Genomic DNA, 15,973 nt, shown 5'->3' on the forward strand with positions numbered 1-15,973 from the left:
TGCAGTGCTCCTTTAACCGAGCCGGACGCGCGGGTCCGCAACGCCCACCAGCAGGTCGGCAAGCAGATTGCCGAGCAGCACTAGAATGGCCGAGAACATCAGGATGCCCATGATCACCGGGTAATCGCTGTAACCCAGGCTGTCGAGAAACAGCCGGCCCATGCCCGGCCAGGTGAACACCGTTTCGGTGACCAGTGCACCGCCGAGAATCGTCGGAATTTGCAGCCCCGCCAGGGTAATCATCGGCAGCAACGCGTTGCGAATAACGTGATGGGTCAACACCCGCCGGTACGGCAAGCCTTTGGCGCGCGCGGTACGCACGAAGTCCTGGTCGATCACGTCCAGCGTCGCCGAACGCATGTAGCGGCTCCAGATCGCCACGTTGACCAATGCCAGCACCGCCACCGGCAGAATCAAGTGGGTCGCGTAATCGCCCAGCGAGCGATCGCCGATGGTGTACATGTTGCCCGCCGGCAGCCAGCCCAAGTGCAGTGAAAACAGAAAGATTGCCACCAGGCCGAACCAGAACGTCGGAATCGACAGCGCCACCATCGCGCCCACCGTGGCCAGGGTGTCGAACACCGAGTAACGCCGCACAGCACCCAGTACCCCCACCCAGGTGCCGACGATGACCGATAGCACCGTGGCCGTGCCCATCAGCAGCAGCGTGGCGGGCAGATGGCCAGCGATGACACTCAGCACCGGCCGGCCATCGCGGAATGAATGGCCCCAGTCGCCGATGAACAGCCGCGTGAACCATTCGAAGTACTGCACCATCAAGGGGCGCTTGAGGCCCATCTGTTCGGCGATGCGGTCCAGTTCAGCCTGGCTCATGCCGGGGTTCAGGGCAAACTGCGACATCGGCCCGCCGGGCGCCAGGTTAAGCACGATGAAGCCGATCAGTGACACCAGCACCAGGACGACTGCGCTCTGGCCCAGGCGGTTGAGGATGTATTGGGGCATGGCGTATTCCTTCTGGCGGCAGAACTACGCCCAGCGGACATGCCGGGCGCTGACGGGTAATCAGGCCCAGGACCAGGTATTCACGTTCCACGGTTCGATACGCAGGTTGATGTTGCCGGCAAAGCCCTTGAGCTGCGATTTGTAGCCACGCAGGTAGGTGTACTGAAACAGCGGTAGCATCGGCAAGTCATCGCGGATGATCTCCTGAACCTGCAGGTACACGGCCTTGCGCTGGGCCACGTCCTGCAAGGACGCCCCTTGTGCAAGCAGTTCATCGACCTTGGCATTGCTGTACTGCATGGTGTTTTGCCCGGCGCCCCCCTTGGCGCTGGTCGACGTCGAGCCGAAGTAATCGCGGGTGTCCGGGTCGGCGCCGGTCAGGAAGTTGATGCCCACCACTGCCGAATCGAATTTCGACTGCATCCAGTAGTCACCCCACATCACCGCAGGCGGTAGGTTCGAGATTTTCATCTCGACGCCGATGGCCAGCCAGGTTTGCTGCATGAACTGCTGCGCCTGCTCGCGGATCTGGTTACCGGCGGTGGTCGAGTTGGTAAATGACAGCCGCACCCCGTCCTTTTCGCGAATGCCCCCAGCGCCTGGCTTCCAGCCCGCCTGGTCGAGTATCTTGTTCGCCTCATCGATGTTGAAACCCTGCTTGGGCAGGTTGGGGTTGTAGTACGCCGATTGCTGCGGCATGTAGGTTTCGGTGGGCAGTACCAGGCCGTAGTACAGCTCATCAATGATGGTTTTTTTATCGATGGCCAGGTACAGCGCTTTGCGTACAGCCGGGTCTTTGAACTGCGGGCGCTCCAGGTTCAACGCCACGGATTCGACCGTCGCCACGGGCAAAACCACCACTGTGCGTTCGGCTAGGCCCTTGGCTTCTTCATAGTGATCCGGGGTGATGCCTTGCATGGCGGTGACGTCGATGTCGCCGGTCTTGAACTGGGTATAGAGCACCGTCAAGTCAGGGATGTACTTGAAAATCACGCTGTCGATCTGCGCGAGCGTGCCGTAGTAATCAGGGTTGGCTTTGAGCTGGATGTGATCGCCCGCCACGCGGCTGGCCCATTTGAAGGGCCCGGTGCCAATCGGCGCATTGTTGAAGGGCGCGTTGTTCACGTCCGCGGCGGCGGACAGCACGTGCTTGGGCACCATGAACGTCCAAGACAGAATCGACGCATAGGGGGCGTAGGATTTTTCCATGCGCCAGTGGATTTCGGTAGGTGAAACCACGGTGATATCGCGCACTAGATCGTGGCCGGCGCGCCGGCCGCTGCGAAATTCAGGGTTAACGATCAGCTCGAGAGTGTATTTCACGTCCTCGGCGGTGAAGGGTGTGCCGTCGTGCCATTTGACGCCCTCGCGCAGCTTGACCTTCCACTGCAAGCCGTCGGCCGAGATACCACCGTTAGCTACGGTCGGGACTTCCACGGCCAGCGCTGGGGTGAATTCGCCGCTGGGGGAAATCCCGAATAACGGATCGAAAATGTTCCAATGAATGCCTTCATCCACTTCGATGTGGGGCATGTGCGGGTTGAAGACCGTCGGCTCCTGGGATAGCCCGATGATCACCTGGCCGGCCGCTGCCGCTTTAGCCGCCGCAAAGGCCTGGCTAGGCCGCCCTAGCGGTAACATTACGCCGGCCGCGCCAATAACGGCCATCGCCAGCGCCTGGCGGCGAGTAGGGTTGAACAGGCTGTTACCTTTTTCCGAATCATCGCACTGCGACATGCTGAAGCTCCCGTAGAAATGAAGGCAGGTGGCTTACGCCTGAAATCGACCTGGCTCGTCCAAACGAGCTTCAAGGCTGCTGCGTGAAGTGCTGAGCGTGCTGGCCGGCCCTCTCAAAATCCGGAAATGGGTTTAGGGGTCGAACCATCGCTAAAGCGCGACAAGCTGAACGCCTTGATGTCAACGATGGGCGGCTCGCCAGTGACCAGGTTGGCCATCAACCGCCCCGCCGCGGGCCCGATGCCGAAGCCGTGGCCGGAGAAGCCGGTGGCGATGAAAAACCCAGGTACCGCGTCCACGGCCGAGATCACCGGCACCGCGTCGGGCGTCACATCGATCATGCCGCCCCAGCGCTGCGCAATGCGCACGCCGCTGAATACCGGAAAAGCCTTGATCAGGTTTTCCAGTGCCCGGTTCGATTGGCGGATAGACGGCACCGGATCGAGCACCCTGCGGTATTCGAACGGGCTCGCTTCATCCAGTGCCCAGCGCCGGGGCAGCACCGCTTCCTGAAAAAAACGCTGGCCAAGGCGCAGCGACAACGAGGCGTGCTCCTGCTTGAACGCCGGCCAAAACTGCCGCGCGTGGCGAAACGAATCCGGCACGATGTCGGCGATGTTTTCATGGCCCGAGGCAACGGTGTAGCCGCCATCCTGGCGCTTGCGCACGGCGAAATGGTTGGCCCAGATCGCCGATTGAGGCCCGCCTTCCAGGGGCGTGGTGCGGATCACCGAATTCAGCACCTTCAACTGCGGCAAATGCACACTCAGCGGCGAACAAAACAGGCTGGACCAGGCGCCCCCCGCCAGTACCACCGACGAACAGGCAATCGGCCCACGCTCGGTGATGACACCGCAGACCCGCCCCGCTGCCTGTTCGATCCCCCGTACCGCGCACTCGGTCAGAATAACGGCCCCCTTGGCCCGAGCCGCTTCGGCAATCGCCGGTGCTACCTGTTGCGGCTCGGCCCGGCCGTCATCCGGCGTATACAGCGCACCCTTGAGCTGCAGGCGATTGCCCTCTGGCAACAGGCTCCCCAGTTCGGCGCCAGACACCATCCGCGCGCTGACGGGGTAATCCTCCAGGTAGCGCTTCCAGCGTTCGTGTTCTGCGTAGCTCTTGTCATCGGCACAGGTGAACAGAATCCCTGCGCGGGTATAGCCAACATCCTTGCCAACGCGCTCGGCCAAACCGGCCCACAACGGCAGGGCCTGGGCCATCAGCGGCAACTCGCGGGGGTCGCGGCGGGAAATCCGCACCCAGCCCCAATTACGGCTCGATTGCTCATGGCCGATGCCGCCTTTTTCACACAGCGCCACTTTCAAACCGCGCTCGGCCAACTCCAATGCCGTCGAAGCACCAATGATTCCGCCGCCGATCACCACCACATCCACGCGATCAGGAAGCTGTTCGTCACCCTGCACGGGCACTACACGAGGTCCAGGCATCAGTAGCTGTCATCCAGTTGGCAATTGATGTTCAACTCCGCGACGCTCGCTTCGTTGGGCAGGTCCAGCAGCGTATTGATCAGCAAGGCCAAATCGGCGGGGGCTGTCATTTGCGAGTCTCCCCGGGTGCTCAAGGCGCGGGCCATGTCGGTGGCGACGAAGCCCGGGCAAATCGCCGTGGCACGTATGCCCAGGTCCCAACCGCTATGGCGCAACCCATGCGCCAGGCCCAGCGCGGCGAATTTACTGACCGAGTACAAGCTTGAGCCGGCTGATTTGACACGCTTGCCCGACAGCGACGCCATGATGATCAGCCGCCCCCTGCCGCTGGCGCTCAAGGCGTTCCAGGCAGCGGCGGCCAGCCGGCGCGGTGCCTTGACGTTGACCTCCAGCAACGCATCCATGTCAGCCTCGTCGGCTTCGATCACGCTTTTTCGGATCATCAGGCCCGCGTTGGCGACCACTGCATCGATACGCCCGAAACGCTCGAGCGCCGCGGCCACCCAACGGGCTTCGGCAGCGGCGTCGGTGGCATCATAGGCCACCACCTGGACCGTATCGATGGCATGCCAAGCTGCCGACGCCGGCGTGCGCATGCCCAGCGACACGCACCAGCCGTTCCCCGCCAACTGCCTGGCAATCGCCTCGCCAATCCCACGATTGGCTCCGGAAATCAAAGCGACACGTTGTTGCTGCATGGATGTTCTCCGTCGAATCCGCCACACGCGGCAAAAAGATGAATCACACCAGGCCGATATCCCGTGAAAATCCCGAAGGCCTAAAACTTGCAAAGCAATGATCGACCAGAGCCCGGCGACCATCACTTCATGTACTGGCCCTCAGCCCAGCCTGATCATGGGCCAGCCATCGTCTGTTTTCAGGGAGATGAAACATGCCCCAAAGCGAACCGTCGCGACCCAGTGCGCAACGTTGCAGTACCCCAGGAACGCAAATGCTGGACCGCTCCTTTGAGATCCTCCAGGCCATTGCCGCCCGGGGTGAACTGGGGGCCAGCATCGAAACCCTGAGTGCCGAAACGCAATTGAGCCGAGCGACGCTGTACCGCCTGCTCAAAGCCATGAAGTCTTACGGGTTCGTGCGCCTGCCACGCCTGCGCGGCCATTACTTTCTCGGCTACGAACTGCTTACGCTCGGTGCCCAAGCCGGCAATACCGGGGGCTTGCGAGAACACGCACGGCCAGCGCTGATGCGGCTCTCGGAGGCGTTCCAAGACAGTTTTTTTCTGTTCGTGCAAGACGGCTATTACGCGCTGTGCCTGGAAATTCAGGAGGGCCGCAACCCCACCAAAAGCTTTGTGCACTGCGTGGGTTCCCGGGTGCTGAGTGGCGTCGGCCAAGGCTCGCTGGCATTGTTGAGCAATATGCCGGCCGCCAAACGCAATGAAATCCTCAACCACAATGCCCCACGGCTGCTGCGTGAATACGGGATCGCTGTGGCACGCCTGCGCGAGGCGGTCACCGATGTCCGTCGCCAGGGGTATACCTGTGGCCTGAGCGACAAGATTCTTCCACTGTACACCGGCGTCGCCGTGCCGATCCGAGGTACCGAGGGCACAGCCATGGGGGCGTTGAGCAGCGCCCTGCTGACTTCGCGCCTGACCGAGCCTTATCAATCGCGGTTGGTCGCGGCCATGCAGCGCGAAGCCGATGGCATTGCCACGCGGCTGAGCCTGCAGCGCGAACGCGCCGTGGCCCAAGGGGGTCATCGGGCGAACCTGGCAAAACGGAACGGCGCTGGGCTGACCAGTGGTTGATGGCCGGTGACCAGGTCCGCCATCAAGTGCCCGGCGCCGGGCCCGATCCCAAAACCGTGGCCGGAAAACCCGGTGGCCAGGTAAAAACCGGGAATCGATGCCACTTCGTCCATCACCGGGATGATGTCTGGCGTCACGTCGATCAAGCCCGCCCAGCGCTGGTCGATTTTGGCCTGGGCAAAGACCGGAAACTGGTCGGCGATCTGTTTCAGCGCCTGATCGAGAAAGGCCTCAACGGGTTTGGGGTCATAAATGCGCTGGGTCTCGAACGGTGTGGGCTGGTCGTTGGCCCAGCGGCCCGGCGTGTTGATTTCCTGCCATGTCTGGCCGGTGACCCGCAACCGGTACTCCCGGTGATGGGCCCTGACCATCGGTAGAAAATCCGGGAGGTAGCGAAAGCTGTCAGGCACCAACGGCGCGATATTGGCGTTGCGCAGCGCGACGGTGTAGCCACCGTCGGCGCGTTTCCTGAACGATACCTTTTCGGTGGCCACGGCACACTCCGGGCCACCGGGCAGCGGCGCGGTACGCATCACTGAACCGAGCACCCGCAGCTGCGGCAGCCGAACCCCTAGATTGCGACAGAACAAGCTCGACCAGGCGCCGGCCGCCAGCACCACCGCCTCGCACTTGATCTCGCCCAGTTCAGTGATCACTGAACCTACCCGGCCAGCCTCGGTTTCAAGGCTCCGCGCCGCGCAGCGGGTGAAGATTCTGGCGCCAAGCGCACGGGCGCCTTGGGCAATGGCAGCCGTGGCGATGTCGGGTTCGGCGCGGCCGTCAGTGGCCGTGTACAACGCGCCCTTCCAGGACCGCGGGGCCTTGCCGCCCAGGCGGGCATCGATCTGCGCGGTGTCGAGCCACTCGGCGTCAATGCCCATGGGTTTGGCTTGCTCCAGCCAGGCCACTTTCGCGGCGATTTCCTGCTCGGACTCACAGGCGTAGAGAATCCCGGCGCGCGTAAAGCCGGTGCCGTGCTCGAGCCGGGCGGCCCAGGCATCCCAGAGTGCCAAGCTGGCAATTGCCAACGGGATCTCGGCGACGTCACGGCCCATGGTGCGCACCCACCCCCAGTTGCGTGAGGACTGTTCGTCGGCAATGCCACTCTTTTCCACCAACACCACAGAGACACCGCGCGCTGCCAGAAAGTAGGCTGTGCACACCCCGACGATTCCCCCGCCGATAATCACCACATCGGCGCGTTGAGGCAGTGGATGATCGCTGTCGACGTGCGAGATGTGCGGGTACATGGGCATTCCTGCGAAGGTCGTTAGCCAAGGTTTACCCCCTGTGCAAAACAGCGGCAAGCCTTGGCACAACGAACCGCGCCATACTCTCACATGGTGAGATCAAGCCGGTGTAGCGGGTGGCGGAAACGGGCGCTGCGATGTATCACGGGCGGCAGCAGCACCTGCGCATTCAAGTGCCGGAACACGCCTGGCCGCTTGCGCGCTGCCGATGGCAGGCAGCAGGGCATTGAGGCTTTAATTTTACAGAGCCATTTTGGAGACGATATGTACGTTCCAGCGCACTTCGACGAACCTTCCGCGGATGTTATGCACGCGTTTATCAAGCACCACCCACTGGGTATTGTGTTTACCCACGGTCGTGATCGTCTCGACGCAAACCACTTACCTTTTGAACTCGCGGCGGACCAAGGCCCCTGGGGCACCCTTCACGCCCACGTTGCGCGAAACAATCCGCTATGGATGAACGTTCAAAATGCCGATGAAGTGCTGGTCGTGTTCCGCGCAGAAGAGGCTTACATCTCTCCCAACTGGTACCCCAGTAAACGGGAGCACCATAAGCAGGTGCCGACATGGAATTACAAGGTTGTTCACGCACATGGCCGTATCCTGGTCCGAGACGACGAGCGCTATGTGCGCGGGTTGGTGGCACGCTTGACCCGGACACATGAAGCCGCTGAACCCGAGCCATGGAAGATGACTGATGGGCCGAGGGACTATATTGAATCTATGCTCAAAGCTATCGTTGGCGTCGAGATCCAAATCACCCGGCTGGTTGGAAAATTCAAGCTCAGCCAGAACAAAGAGGCCAATGACATCAGCGGCGCCGCAAACGCCCTCGGCGAGCGCGGCCATACCGCACTGAGCCTGTCGATGCATGAGGTCGCTCAGCGAAAAGGCCCTGGCACCTAGCACCGATGCGAATGCCGCTGGTGAGGGTCGGGTCACGGCGATGGTGATCGAGCTGCCGGGCCGCGGTGGGTGAGGTCTTTTCAACGACCTCCACGGCGATTACCGGGCCATTCAGCCGCGCGGGGCTGCCCTTCAAGTGCAGAGAGGGGCCTCTATGCGGGCATCCCAGACACCTGCCACGATCAGCGCGCGCGCTTCACTGAGTAGCTCGTCAGTCACGCAACGCACGGCGGTGGCTTGATGACGAAGACGGCGCTGGGCCAGGCAGATCGCGCGCTCGAGCGGCTGCGCCAGGGGGCGGGCTTGCAGTTGGCCAGTGCTGATTTCATGGGCGACCGAACCGGGTGACAAGATGCTATAAAAGCGCCCGCTGCAGATGAGCTTTATCAGTTGGTGCCCAGCATCGATTTCTATTTGGACGTCTAGCGTGCCGCCCTGTTTCTGTATGTGGTGCTCGATGGTATCGCGAAAGCTTTGCTTTCGAGACGGCATCACCATAGGCAAGCCTGTCAGTTGCCCGGCTTCGATAGGTGCGTTGGCTTCACCGGGTAGGGCCTTGCCAATAAGGTGCATTTTTTCCCATGCAAACGGCGTGGAAATGATTTCCGGTCGGCTCGCCTGGTTGAACACCACTGCGATATCTATGTGGCCGTTAAGAAGCCAGTCCCACAAATAGCCCGAGAAGCTTTCCACCAGCCGTAGGCGTATACCCGGGTACGTTTTGGCCAGGCGCTCGACCAGGGGAATTGCCAGCACCGCGGCAGTAGAGGATGGAAGACCAATGGCAACCTCCCCGGTGGGGTGTTGCTCAACCGTTGCCACTTCCTCGACGGTTGATTCGATAAGGCCGATTATTTCATAGGCGCGTTGGGACAACAGTAGACCCGCCGCAGTCGCTTTTACCCCGCGGGGTTCGCGAATCAGCAGCGGTGTACCTAACTGAGCCTCAAGCTTGCTGATGGCGATGCTTAATGCAGGTTGTGCCATGCCCATTCGGGCTGCCGCTGCGGTGAAGCTACCTTCTTCGAACACGGCAATGAACGCGAGTAAACGTCGCGTCTCAAGCACCTTGGCTTTATCCATAAATACTAAATATACCCCTATAAAATAAGCATATTTTTTTTATATATCAAAAACGCTTAGATTGCGAGTTCACAATCAAAACAAGAGTCCTGAGCATGAATCCTGAATCTCGCCTTCCGGACGTTTCCGCGCAGCCGGAGGTCAATTCAAGCCATAACGGGTGGCGTCGCTATTGGTTCAAGGCCATGGCCCTTCGGGTCGGTATTCTTCCGCTACCGGTTTACCTGGTTCTACTGGTGGTGGTGTGTATCCTCATCCATGTGGGAAAAGTGCCTGCCGACTTGACCATGATCATTGGCCTGCTCGCCTTGGGCGGCTTTGCATTCATGGAGCTGGGTAAGCACCTGCCTTTCATTTCCGTAATGGGCGCCACGGCGATCCTGGCTTTCGTTGTGCCCTCGGCACTCACCTACTATGGGTGGTTACCGGCTTCGGTGGTGTTGGCCATCAAGCAGTTCACCAAAGAGTCGAATTTTCTCTATCTCTACATCGCGGCCATTATTGTCGGCAGCATCCTGAGCATGGACCGGCATGTTCTGCTGGCCGGGTTCGCCAAGATATTCATTCCTTTGGCTGTCGGCTCGGTGGTCGGCGGTATCGTCGGTACGCTCGTGGGAATGGCGATGGGATACGACCCGATGCATGCGTTATTCTTTGTGGTAGTGCCCTTGATGGCAGGCGGTCTAGGCGAAGGCGCTATACCATTGTCTATGGGCTATTCGCTGATATTGAACCAACCTCAAGATACGGTTTTCGCACAAACGATTCCGGTTGTGATGCTGGGCAGTTTTACTGCGGTGCTGTTGGCTGGCCTGTTAAACATGGTCGGTAAGAAATTCCCTCACCTCACCGGCGAAGGGCGGCTCCAGGCGCTCGACGATATCGAGGCTGGAGCCGGCAGCCGCGACGCATCGGTTGCTGCCTATAGTTTTGACCCTATCAATGTAGGCACGGCAGCGATCACCATCGTGACCCTGTACCTAATGGGTATGGTCGGGCAGCAGCTCTTTGGCTTCCCCGCGCCTATCACCATGTTGTTTCTGGTAGTGATCGTGAAATTGGGGCGGTTGATGACACGGCGGCTCGAGCAGGGTGCCAGGGAGGTCTATGAGTTTTTCTCCAAGGTTGTGACGTACCCTCTGCTGTTCGCGATGGGCATAGCATTGACCCCGTGGGACAAATTCGTCAGCGCATTCACCTTGCCTACCGTCGTGACGGTCGTGGCAACCGTTTTTTCCATCATGGCCAGCGGCTTTGTCGTCGCACGCTTCATTCGCATGTACCCAATTGACGTGGCAATCGTGAACGCCTGCCACAGCGGCCAAGGAGGAACGGGAGACATCGCCATCCTCACCGCAGCCAACAGAATGTCGCTGATGCCATTCGCGCAGATATCTACCCGCATTGGTGGGGCCATCACCGTGACGCTGGCGTTGTTGGCTATCCGGCACATCGCGGCCTGAGGGAACCCCAATGACGAGTTTGCAAGAGAACCTGTTACCCATCTGCCTGCGCTCCGTACGCGGTTTTCACATCGGTGGCCATACGGTATGTGTTGAGGGGGTTGAACCCGGCGTTATTCATTCTGTACCCAACATGCCACCCCGCGTTTCAAACCCTAACGGGCACTACATGGTGGGGCAAATGTATGTGCAGCATTTTGCGCTTGCGCAGCCTCGCCATCCGCTGCCGTTGCTGTTGTGGCACGGTGGAGGGATGACCGGCAGTACATGGGAACAAACGCCCGACGGGCGCCCCGGCTGGCATGAATACTTCATGCGCAGCGGCTTTGATACCTGCGTAAGCGATGCTGTCGACCGGGGGCGCGCCTCTTGGGCGCCACCATTGATACGGGCCGAACAGCCTGAACACAGGACGATCGAACAGGCGTGGTCGATCTTCCGGTTCGGCCCAGCCAGTGGCTTTTCGCTCGACCCCGCGCAGCAAATGGGCTACACAGGGCAGCGGTTTCCACTCGGCTGCCTTGACTCACTGAACCGACAATTTGTAGCGCGATGGACGCAAAGCGGCAACATGACGACCGAGGCTTACTGTGCCTTGGTAAAAAAGATGGGGCGCAGCGTGATTGTGGCCCACAGCGAGGGTGCCCGCCATGCCATGACCGTCGCGACGCAGGCGGCGGAACATGTTGCGGCGATTGTACTGATCGAGCCAGCCGGCGCTCCTGAACCTCACTCGGGCGCGCTTAAGGCGATTGCGCATATTCCACATTGCGTGGTGTGGGGAGACTATTTCGCGCAAAGTGAGTTGTGGTCAGGCTATCGCACTCGCTGTGACCTCTGGTTTGACGCGTTAGGCGCGGCGGGGGGAAGCGTGACGACCCTCGACATGCCCGCACGGGGCGTCAAGGGCAACTCACACTTGCTGATGATGGACAATAACAGCGACCACATTGCGGGCCTGATCACTTCATGGCTGGATAAGACGCTAACGAAACGCTCCTGATGGCCGTGCGCAACCAGTAAGGAATGCGAGTTCCCACTGCAACTTCGCTGAGCGGGGCAATGCCGGTTTGATCGTTTCCTTGCAGTGCTTCGGAATACGTTTCTACCGGTGGTCGCCTGCCGCACCTCACCTTGATCCAGCCGCCACTGCCCAATAGCGCGATGTAAACGCGACCGCGCCGCCCCAGCGCGACCCTGGTGAAGTGACTGTTCCGGCGTGGCCTTGAAAACCCTCAGGCCTCTAGACCCACATCGGAACGGTAGACACCGCGATCAGCCCGCCCAGTGCGCCATTTACAATCCGCCAATGGGCCGGGTCGTTTATCCGTCGGGCCAATTCGCGCCCCGCGACGCACCAGAGCGATAGCGATGCGGCCGCAGCGAGCCCGAAGCTCAACCCCATCAATACTGCCAGTTGCGCCGGGTCACTGGCGAGGTTGGCATACGCAGCCGCCGCCCCAGCTGTCATGGCCCAGCCTTTTGGGTTGTGCCAAAGCATCCATAGGCCAGCGATATAGCCAATGGGGCGTGCCGCCTTCGTTCCCGCCCCCGGTGCTGGAGCGCGGGCGATCTTCCAAGCCAGCCAAAGCAAATAGAGGGTGCCGGCGACTTTCAAGGCCAAGGGCAAAAACGGGCTGATATGCAACACATTCGCCAGGCCGAAGGCGGCGCCGGCGGCCATGGATGCCAGCCCCGTCGCGATGCCCAGCATCAAGGGGATTGAACCACGGAACCCGAATTGCGCACCGGAGGCAGTGGCCAGTGTGGTCGCACCGCCCGGTGTAATCGTGGCGGCAACGGTAAACATCGCCAAAGGCCAGACACTGTCGATACCCATAACCTGCTCAATGCTCGGAAAGCGCCTTAGCCTAGAGCAAGGTAATGCATTAGCATAACCATGGTTTTTAATCCCAGCTATTAGATAGTGTAATGCCAGAATGCCGCGCCACCTCGATATAAGCCTGCTTCGTACCTTCGTCGCCGTCCATGAGCGCGGCAGCATGACGGCTGCTGCACACTCGCTGCACCTAACCCAAGGCGCTATCAGCCAGCACATCAAGCGCCTGGAAGACGTATTCGGCACGCCGTTGTTCGACCGCCAACCTCGCAGGCTGGGCCTGACCCGCGCCGGTGATCGGCTGCTGATCAAAGCGCGAGCGCTGCTTGAACTCAATGATGAGGTGTGGGCCGAGATGACGGAGCGAACCATCAGCGGCCCGGTTCGGTTTGGGGTTCCTTATGATTTGATGGGCCAGGCATTGGCGTCGGCGTTGAAGGCCTATGAAGTGGCGTGGCCGCAGGCGGAAGTCTCACTCATGTGCGCCGCCTCATCCGATCTGGTCACGGCGCTCGAACGGGGCGAGATTGACCTGGCGCTGGTCGAGGAGCCGGTGACGAGTACGCAGGGCGGGCGCTTCAATGTCCAGTGCCTGTGCGTCGAGCGCTTGGTATGGGTAGGGGCGTCGGGTGGCAGCGCTTTCAGCAAACAGCCCTTGCCGGTCTCGCTGGTTGCGCAAACCTGTTCCTTTCGCCCGGCGATTGTTTCCGCGTTGCAAACCCAGGGCCGGGCTTGGCGCACGGTGTACGAGTCCGGCAACATCGAAGCGACCTGCGCCACTGTGCGCGCGGACTTGGCGGTTACGGCCTGGCTGGCGTTCACGGTGCCCAAGGATTTGCAGATATTACCGGCTAACAGCGGCCTGCCGGAATTGCCCCCCTTTGCGATCAATCTGTATCAGCGCCATGCCGAAACCTCGTTGGCGGCTAGCGAGCTGGCGTTGTCGGTCATTCGGGTTTTCAGGCGTTGAGATCAGGGTGTGCGCGAACGGCTGTCGGTCAGGGGTTTTATGCCTCTGCTCGGCACCGGCGGTGGCAAGCACCCCAGTTAAAGCGTTATCAGAATTCCAGCTGCGCAGAGAAAGCCACTGTACGCGGATCACCGAGATAGCTGTTGTTCAGCCAGTACTTTTTATCGGTCAGGTTGCTCACATTCACCCGCAGGGTCAGGTCATTGCCAGCCAACGGTAGGCGGTAGCGGGCCCCCGCGTCGTACGTGGTGAAGGCCGGAAGGCGATAGTCATTGGCTTCGTCGGCATACTGCTTGCCCGTGTAGAACGCACGGCCAGTCAACGCAAACCCTGGCGCAGATACCACGTCATATTCGGCATAAACCTTGGCCAATTGCTTGGCAACGTTGACGGGAGAGTTGCCGTCGTTTGCCCGCGTCGCCCCCTTCTTCACCTCTGGGTCGAGCAGCGTAAAGCCGCTGACGATCGTCAATCGCGGGGTGACCTTGCCTGTGACGCTGAACTCCAAGCCGTTGTTCTCCTGAAGCCCGTCCTGCACGTAGACCCGATCCGTGTTGGTGTATGCATTAGGCTTTTTAATGTTGAACAGCGCCAGCGTCGCCAGTGTTTCACCGATGCTGGCCTTGGCGCCGATTTCGTATTGCTCGCTGATCTGCGGCGCCAACCCCGTCCCGGCGTTGATTGCTCGCGAAGGTGCGATGCCGCCACTCTGCAGGCCTTCGATGTAAGTGGCGTAGGTAGTGAGCCATGGCATAGGCTTGTAGATCAGCGACACGCTGGGTGAGGTCAGGCTCTTGTCGTATTCGGTTTTGAGTGGTTGGGCCGAATAGACGAAATCATTGTTGTAGGTGCTGATCCTGGTATGGGTCAAACCGAGGATCGTGGACCATTGCTCGTTGAACGTGATGATGTCCCCGATCAAGAAGTTCTCGGTGTCGCTGGTGCTGGAAATGTGTTGCGTACCGTGGCCGATGGAGTAATCGGGCTTGCTCACCTGCGGCTGCTCATCAAGTGACACGGCAGCGCCGGTGACCGAGCTGTATTGCTGGCTCGGGATGTGGTCCTCGTACATGAGGCTACGCGAGCTGTTGCCCTGAAAGCCCAGCGTCAATGTGTGGCCCAGCGGGCCGGTCACGAATTGCGAGTCGAGAAACAGATACCCTGAGTACTCTTGCGTTTGGAGAGGAGCAAACGCATACAGTGGTTGTGTGTATCGATCAGGTGCATCGACTTGTGGACCGGTGTAGGTGTACTCCTGGGTGTATTGCTGCGCAGCGAACGCGGCACGCACACTGAAGGTGTCATTCAAGCGCCACTTGGCCCGCACACCGGCCTTGTCGGTCTGGTTGTCGGAGAAGGCCCACTTCTGACTGTACAGCTTGTCGGTGTCCAGCGAGGAGGCGCTGGGGCGGTACGCCTGATCGGCGAAGTACCAATAGCTGGTCAAGCCGCGGGTCTGGCTTTCCTTGTGAGAGGCATCGAACTGCACCAGCAGATCGTCGCTGACATTCCAGTCCAGGGCCAGGCTGATCATCTGCCGGCGGCGTTTCTGCAGGTCAATCGCGGTTTCGCCGTCTTGAGTCAGCACGTTGAGTCGGTAGGCGAACTTGCCTTCGCTGTCGATAGGGCCGCCGAAGTCGCCGTGCAGGTAGTAGTTCTCGCCGCCGGCATTGCCGAGGGTGACGCTGTTGTAGCGCTGGTAGGTCGGGCGCTTGAGCACGTAGTTGGCCAACCCTCCCGGAGACGCCGGGCCGTACAGAAAACCGGTAAGGCCTGTCACCACTTCCAGTTGTTCAGTGTCCTCAATGAAATTGCCTCCGTCGGCAAGGGTGCTGAAACGCAGGCCATCATTGGCGATGTTCAAGCTGGAGGAGCCGCCGAAGCCGCGAAGGGTGATCGCACTGGCGTAACCGGCGCTTTTGGGTGAATACAGCTGGGCGAACGGATTATGTTTGAACACATCGTCGGTCGAGGTCGCCTGCAGATTCTTGATTAATGCTTGCGAGGTTACGCTCATGGAAAAAGGCGTATCTTGCAGCTTCATGCTGCCGAGCGCACCGACACTGCTGATGTTTTCGCTCACATAACCCGCGGCTTCCGAGCCGTCGGCACTGGCGCGGCTGCCGCTGATATTGACGTCCGGCAGCGTCAGCGTGCTGTCTGCCTCGGCACTGGCTCTGACCAGTCCGTAAATCCGATCACTCAGTTGCATCGCCTCAAGGCCGGAACCTGCCAGCAGCATGGCGAGGCCTTGCTCTGCCGTGTAATCACCCTCCAGTCCCGGCGAGCTCAACCCTTGAGTCAAGGCCGGGGCGAACTGAACGGTGATCTTCGCCTGCGCGCTGAAACCGGCCAGCGCCTGGGTCAGGCTCGCCGCCTGGACGTTGTAATGCTGGATCGCCCCGGCTGCCTGGGCGCACAGCGGCTGGGCGGCCAAGGCAAAGGTCAACAATGCCATGGCGAAGGTGCTACGTGCGGCCCGGCGCGGGATACCGGAATGGGTCATGGCGCAAAATGTCCTTGGCTGGTTACAGAT

General features: G+C 60.5%; 13 protein-coding genes. 5 read left to right on the forward strand and 8 right to left on the reverse strand.

The window, feature by feature from the left end:
* Positions 1 to 12: 12 nt before the first annotated feature.
* From HAQ05_RS23245 to HAQ05_RS23260, 4 genes are all read right to left on the reverse strand, one after another.
* Positions 13 to 963, reverse strand: a complete 951-nt coding sequence (locus tag HAQ05_RS23245; RefSeq protein WP_190425161.1) for an ABC transporter permease — start codon at positions 961 to 963, stop codon at positions 13 to 15.
* Positions 964 to 1,023: 60 nt separating this feature from the next.
* Positions 1,024 to 2,700 (reverse strand): peptide ABC transporter substrate-binding protein, encoded by a 1,677-nt coding sequence (locus HAQ05_RS23250; RefSeq protein WP_190425164.1) that lies wholly within the window; start codon positions 2,698 to 2,700, stop codon positions 1,024 to 1,026.
* A gap of 113 nt (positions 2,701 to 2,813) precedes the next feature.
* Positions 2,814 to 4,148: an NAD(P)/FAD-dependent oxidoreductase gene (locus HAQ05_RS23255; RefSeq protein WP_190425167.1), complete on the reverse strand. Its 1,335-nt coding sequence runs from the start codon at positions 4,146 to 4,148 to the stop codon at positions 2,814 to 2,816.
* On the reverse strand, positions 4,148 to 4,846 hold the full coding sequence (locus HAQ05_RS23260; RefSeq protein WP_190425172.1) for an SDR family NAD(P)-dependent oxidoreductase: 699 nt from the start codon (positions 4,844 to 4,846) through the stop codon (positions 4,148 to 4,150). Before HAQ05_RS23260 ends, HAQ05_RS23255 begins: the two co-directional genes overlap by 1 nt.
* A gap of 254 nt (positions 4,847 to 5,100) precedes the next feature.
* Here HAQ05_RS23260 and HAQ05_RS23265 point away from each other — a divergent pair, with 254 nt between their 5' ends.
* Complete coding sequence (locus HAQ05_RS23265; RefSeq protein WP_190425174.1) at positions 5,101 to 5,922, forward strand: IclR family transcriptional regulator; 822 nt, start codon at positions 5,101 to 5,103, stop codon at positions 5,920 to 5,922.
* Here HAQ05_RS23265 and HAQ05_RS23270 read toward each other — a convergent pair.
* Complete coding sequence (locus HAQ05_RS23270; protein ID WP_202988109.1) at positions 5,871 to 7,172, reverse strand: NAD(P)/FAD-dependent oxidoreductase; 1,302 nt, start codon at positions 7,170 to 7,172, stop codon at positions 5,871 to 5,873. The genes HAQ05_RS23265 and HAQ05_RS23270 overlap by 52 nt on opposite strands.
* A 264-nt stretch (positions 7,173 to 7,436) precedes the next feature.
* On the opposite strand from HAQ05_RS23270, the gene HAQ05_RS23275 reads away from it, so the two are divergent.
* Positions 7,437 to 8,081 carry an FMN-binding negative transcriptional regulator gene (locus HAQ05_RS23275; RefSeq protein ID WP_190425179.1) on the forward strand — a complete coding sequence of 215 codons (645 nt, stop codon included), beginning with the start codon at positions 7,437 to 7,439 and terminating at the stop codon, positions 8,079 to 8,081.
* A 132-nt stretch (positions 8,082 to 8,213) separates the two neighbouring features.
* On the opposite strand, the gene HAQ05_RS23280 is transcribed toward HAQ05_RS23275, so the two are convergent.
* On the reverse strand, positions 8,214 to 9,164 hold the full coding sequence (locus HAQ05_RS23280) for a LysR family transcriptional regulator (RefSeq protein ID WP_190425184.1): 951 nt from the start codon (positions 9,162 to 9,164) through the stop codon (positions 8,214 to 8,216).
* A gap of 95 nt (positions 9,165 to 9,259) precedes the next feature.
* Between HAQ05_RS23280 and HAQ05_RS23285 the strand changes: the two genes are divergently transcribed.
* Positions 9,260 to 10,627: a 2-hydroxycarboxylate transporter family protein gene (locus HAQ05_RS23285; RefSeq protein ID WP_190425187.1), complete on the forward strand. Its 1,368-nt coding sequence runs from the start codon at positions 9,260 to 9,262 to the stop codon at positions 10,625 to 10,627.
* A 10-nt stretch (positions 10,628 to 10,637) separates the two neighbouring features.
* Positions 10,638 to 11,630 carry an alpha/beta hydrolase family protein gene (locus HAQ05_RS23290; protein WP_190425190.1) on the forward strand — a complete coding sequence of 331 codons (993 nt, stop codon included), beginning with the start codon at positions 10,638 to 10,640 and terminating at the stop codon, positions 11,628 to 11,630.
* A gap of 240 nt (positions 11,631 to 11,870) precedes the next feature.
* Here the strand turns inward: HAQ05_RS23290 and HAQ05_RS23295 are convergent, their stop codons facing one another.
* Positions 11,871 to 12,467, reverse strand: coding sequence for a LysE family translocator (locus HAQ05_RS23295; protein ID WP_190425193.1), 597 nt, complete (start codon positions 12,465 to 12,467; stop codon positions 11,871 to 11,873).
* A gap of 100 nt (positions 12,468 to 12,567) precedes the next feature.
* Here HAQ05_RS23295 and HAQ05_RS23300 point away from each other — a divergent pair, with 100 nt between their 5' ends.
* Entirely contained in the window at positions 12,568 to 13,437 is an 870-nt protein-coding gene (locus HAQ05_RS23300) for a LysR family transcriptional regulator (RefSeq protein WP_190425196.1), read from the forward strand.
* 88 nt (positions 13,438 to 13,525) lie between these two features.
* Here HAQ05_RS23300 and HAQ05_RS23305 read toward each other — a convergent pair whose 3' ends face one another.
* On the reverse strand, positions 13,526 to 15,943 hold the full coding sequence (locus tag HAQ05_RS23305) for a TonB-dependent receptor (RefSeq protein WP_190425198.1): 2,418 nt from the start codon (positions 15,941 to 15,943) through the stop codon (positions 13,526 to 13,528).
* Positions 15,944 to 15,973: the final 30 nt, after the last annotated feature.

The organism is Pseudomonas typographi (genome assembly GCF_014694385.1).
Classification (GTDB): domain Bacteria; phylum Pseudomonadota; class Gammaproteobacteria; order Pseudomonadales; family Pseudomonadaceae; genus Aquipseudomonas; species Aquipseudomonas typographi.

Bases quoted from the DNA above. Each gene is read 5' to 3' on its own strand.
- HAQ05_RS23260 (WP_190425172.1), bottom strand. From the start codon at position 4,846: ATGCAGCAACAACGTGTCGCTTTGATTTCCGGAGCCAATCGTGGGATT.
- HAQ05_RS23300 (WP_190425196.1), top strand. From the start codon at position 12,568: ATGCCGCGCCACCTCGATATAAGCCTGCTTCGTACCTTCGTCGCCGTC.
- HAQ05_RS23255 (WP_190425167.1), bottom strand. From the start codon at position 4,148: ATGCCTGGACCTCGTGTAGTGCCCGTGCAGGGTGACGAACAGCTTCCT.
- HAQ05_RS23285 (WP_190425187.1), top strand. From the start codon at position 9,260: ATGAATCCTGAATCTCGCCTTCCGGACGTTTCCGCGCAGCCGGAGGTC.
- HAQ05_RS23245 (WP_190425161.1), bottom strand. From the start codon at position 963: ATGCCCCAATACATCCTCAACCGCCTGGGCCAGAGCGCAGTCGTCCTG.
- HAQ05_RS23265 (WP_190425174.1), top strand. From the start codon at position 5,101: ATGCTGGACCGCTCCTTTGAGATCCTCCAGGCCATTGCCGCCCGGGGT.
- HAQ05_RS23250 (WP_190425164.1), bottom strand. From the start codon at position 2,700: ATGTCGCAGTGCGATGATTCGGAAAAAGGTAACAGCCTGTTCAACCCT.
- HAQ05_RS23290 (WP_190425190.1), top strand. From the start codon at position 10,638: ATGACGAGTTTGCAAGAGAACCTGTTACCCATCTGCCTGCGCTCCGTA.
- HAQ05_RS23295 (WP_190425193.1), bottom strand. From the start codon at position 12,467: ATGGGTATCGACAGTGTCTGGCCTTTGGCGATGTTTACCGTTGCCGCC.
- HAQ05_RS23275 (WP_190425179.1), top strand. From the start codon at position 7,437: ATGTACGTTCCAGCGCACTTCGACGAACCTTCCGCGGATGTTATGCAC.
- HAQ05_RS23280 (WP_190425184.1), bottom strand. From the start codon at position 9,164: ATGGATAAAGCCAAGGTGCTTGAGACGCGACGTTTACTCGCGTTCATT.
- HAQ05_RS23305 (WP_190425198.1), bottom strand. From the start codon at position 15,943: ATGACCCATTCCGGTATCCCGCGCCGGGCCGCACGTAGCACCTTCGCC.
- HAQ05_RS23270 (WP_202988109.1), bottom strand. From the start codon at position 7,172: ATGTACCCGCACATCTCGCACGTCGACAGCGATCATCCACTGCCTCAA.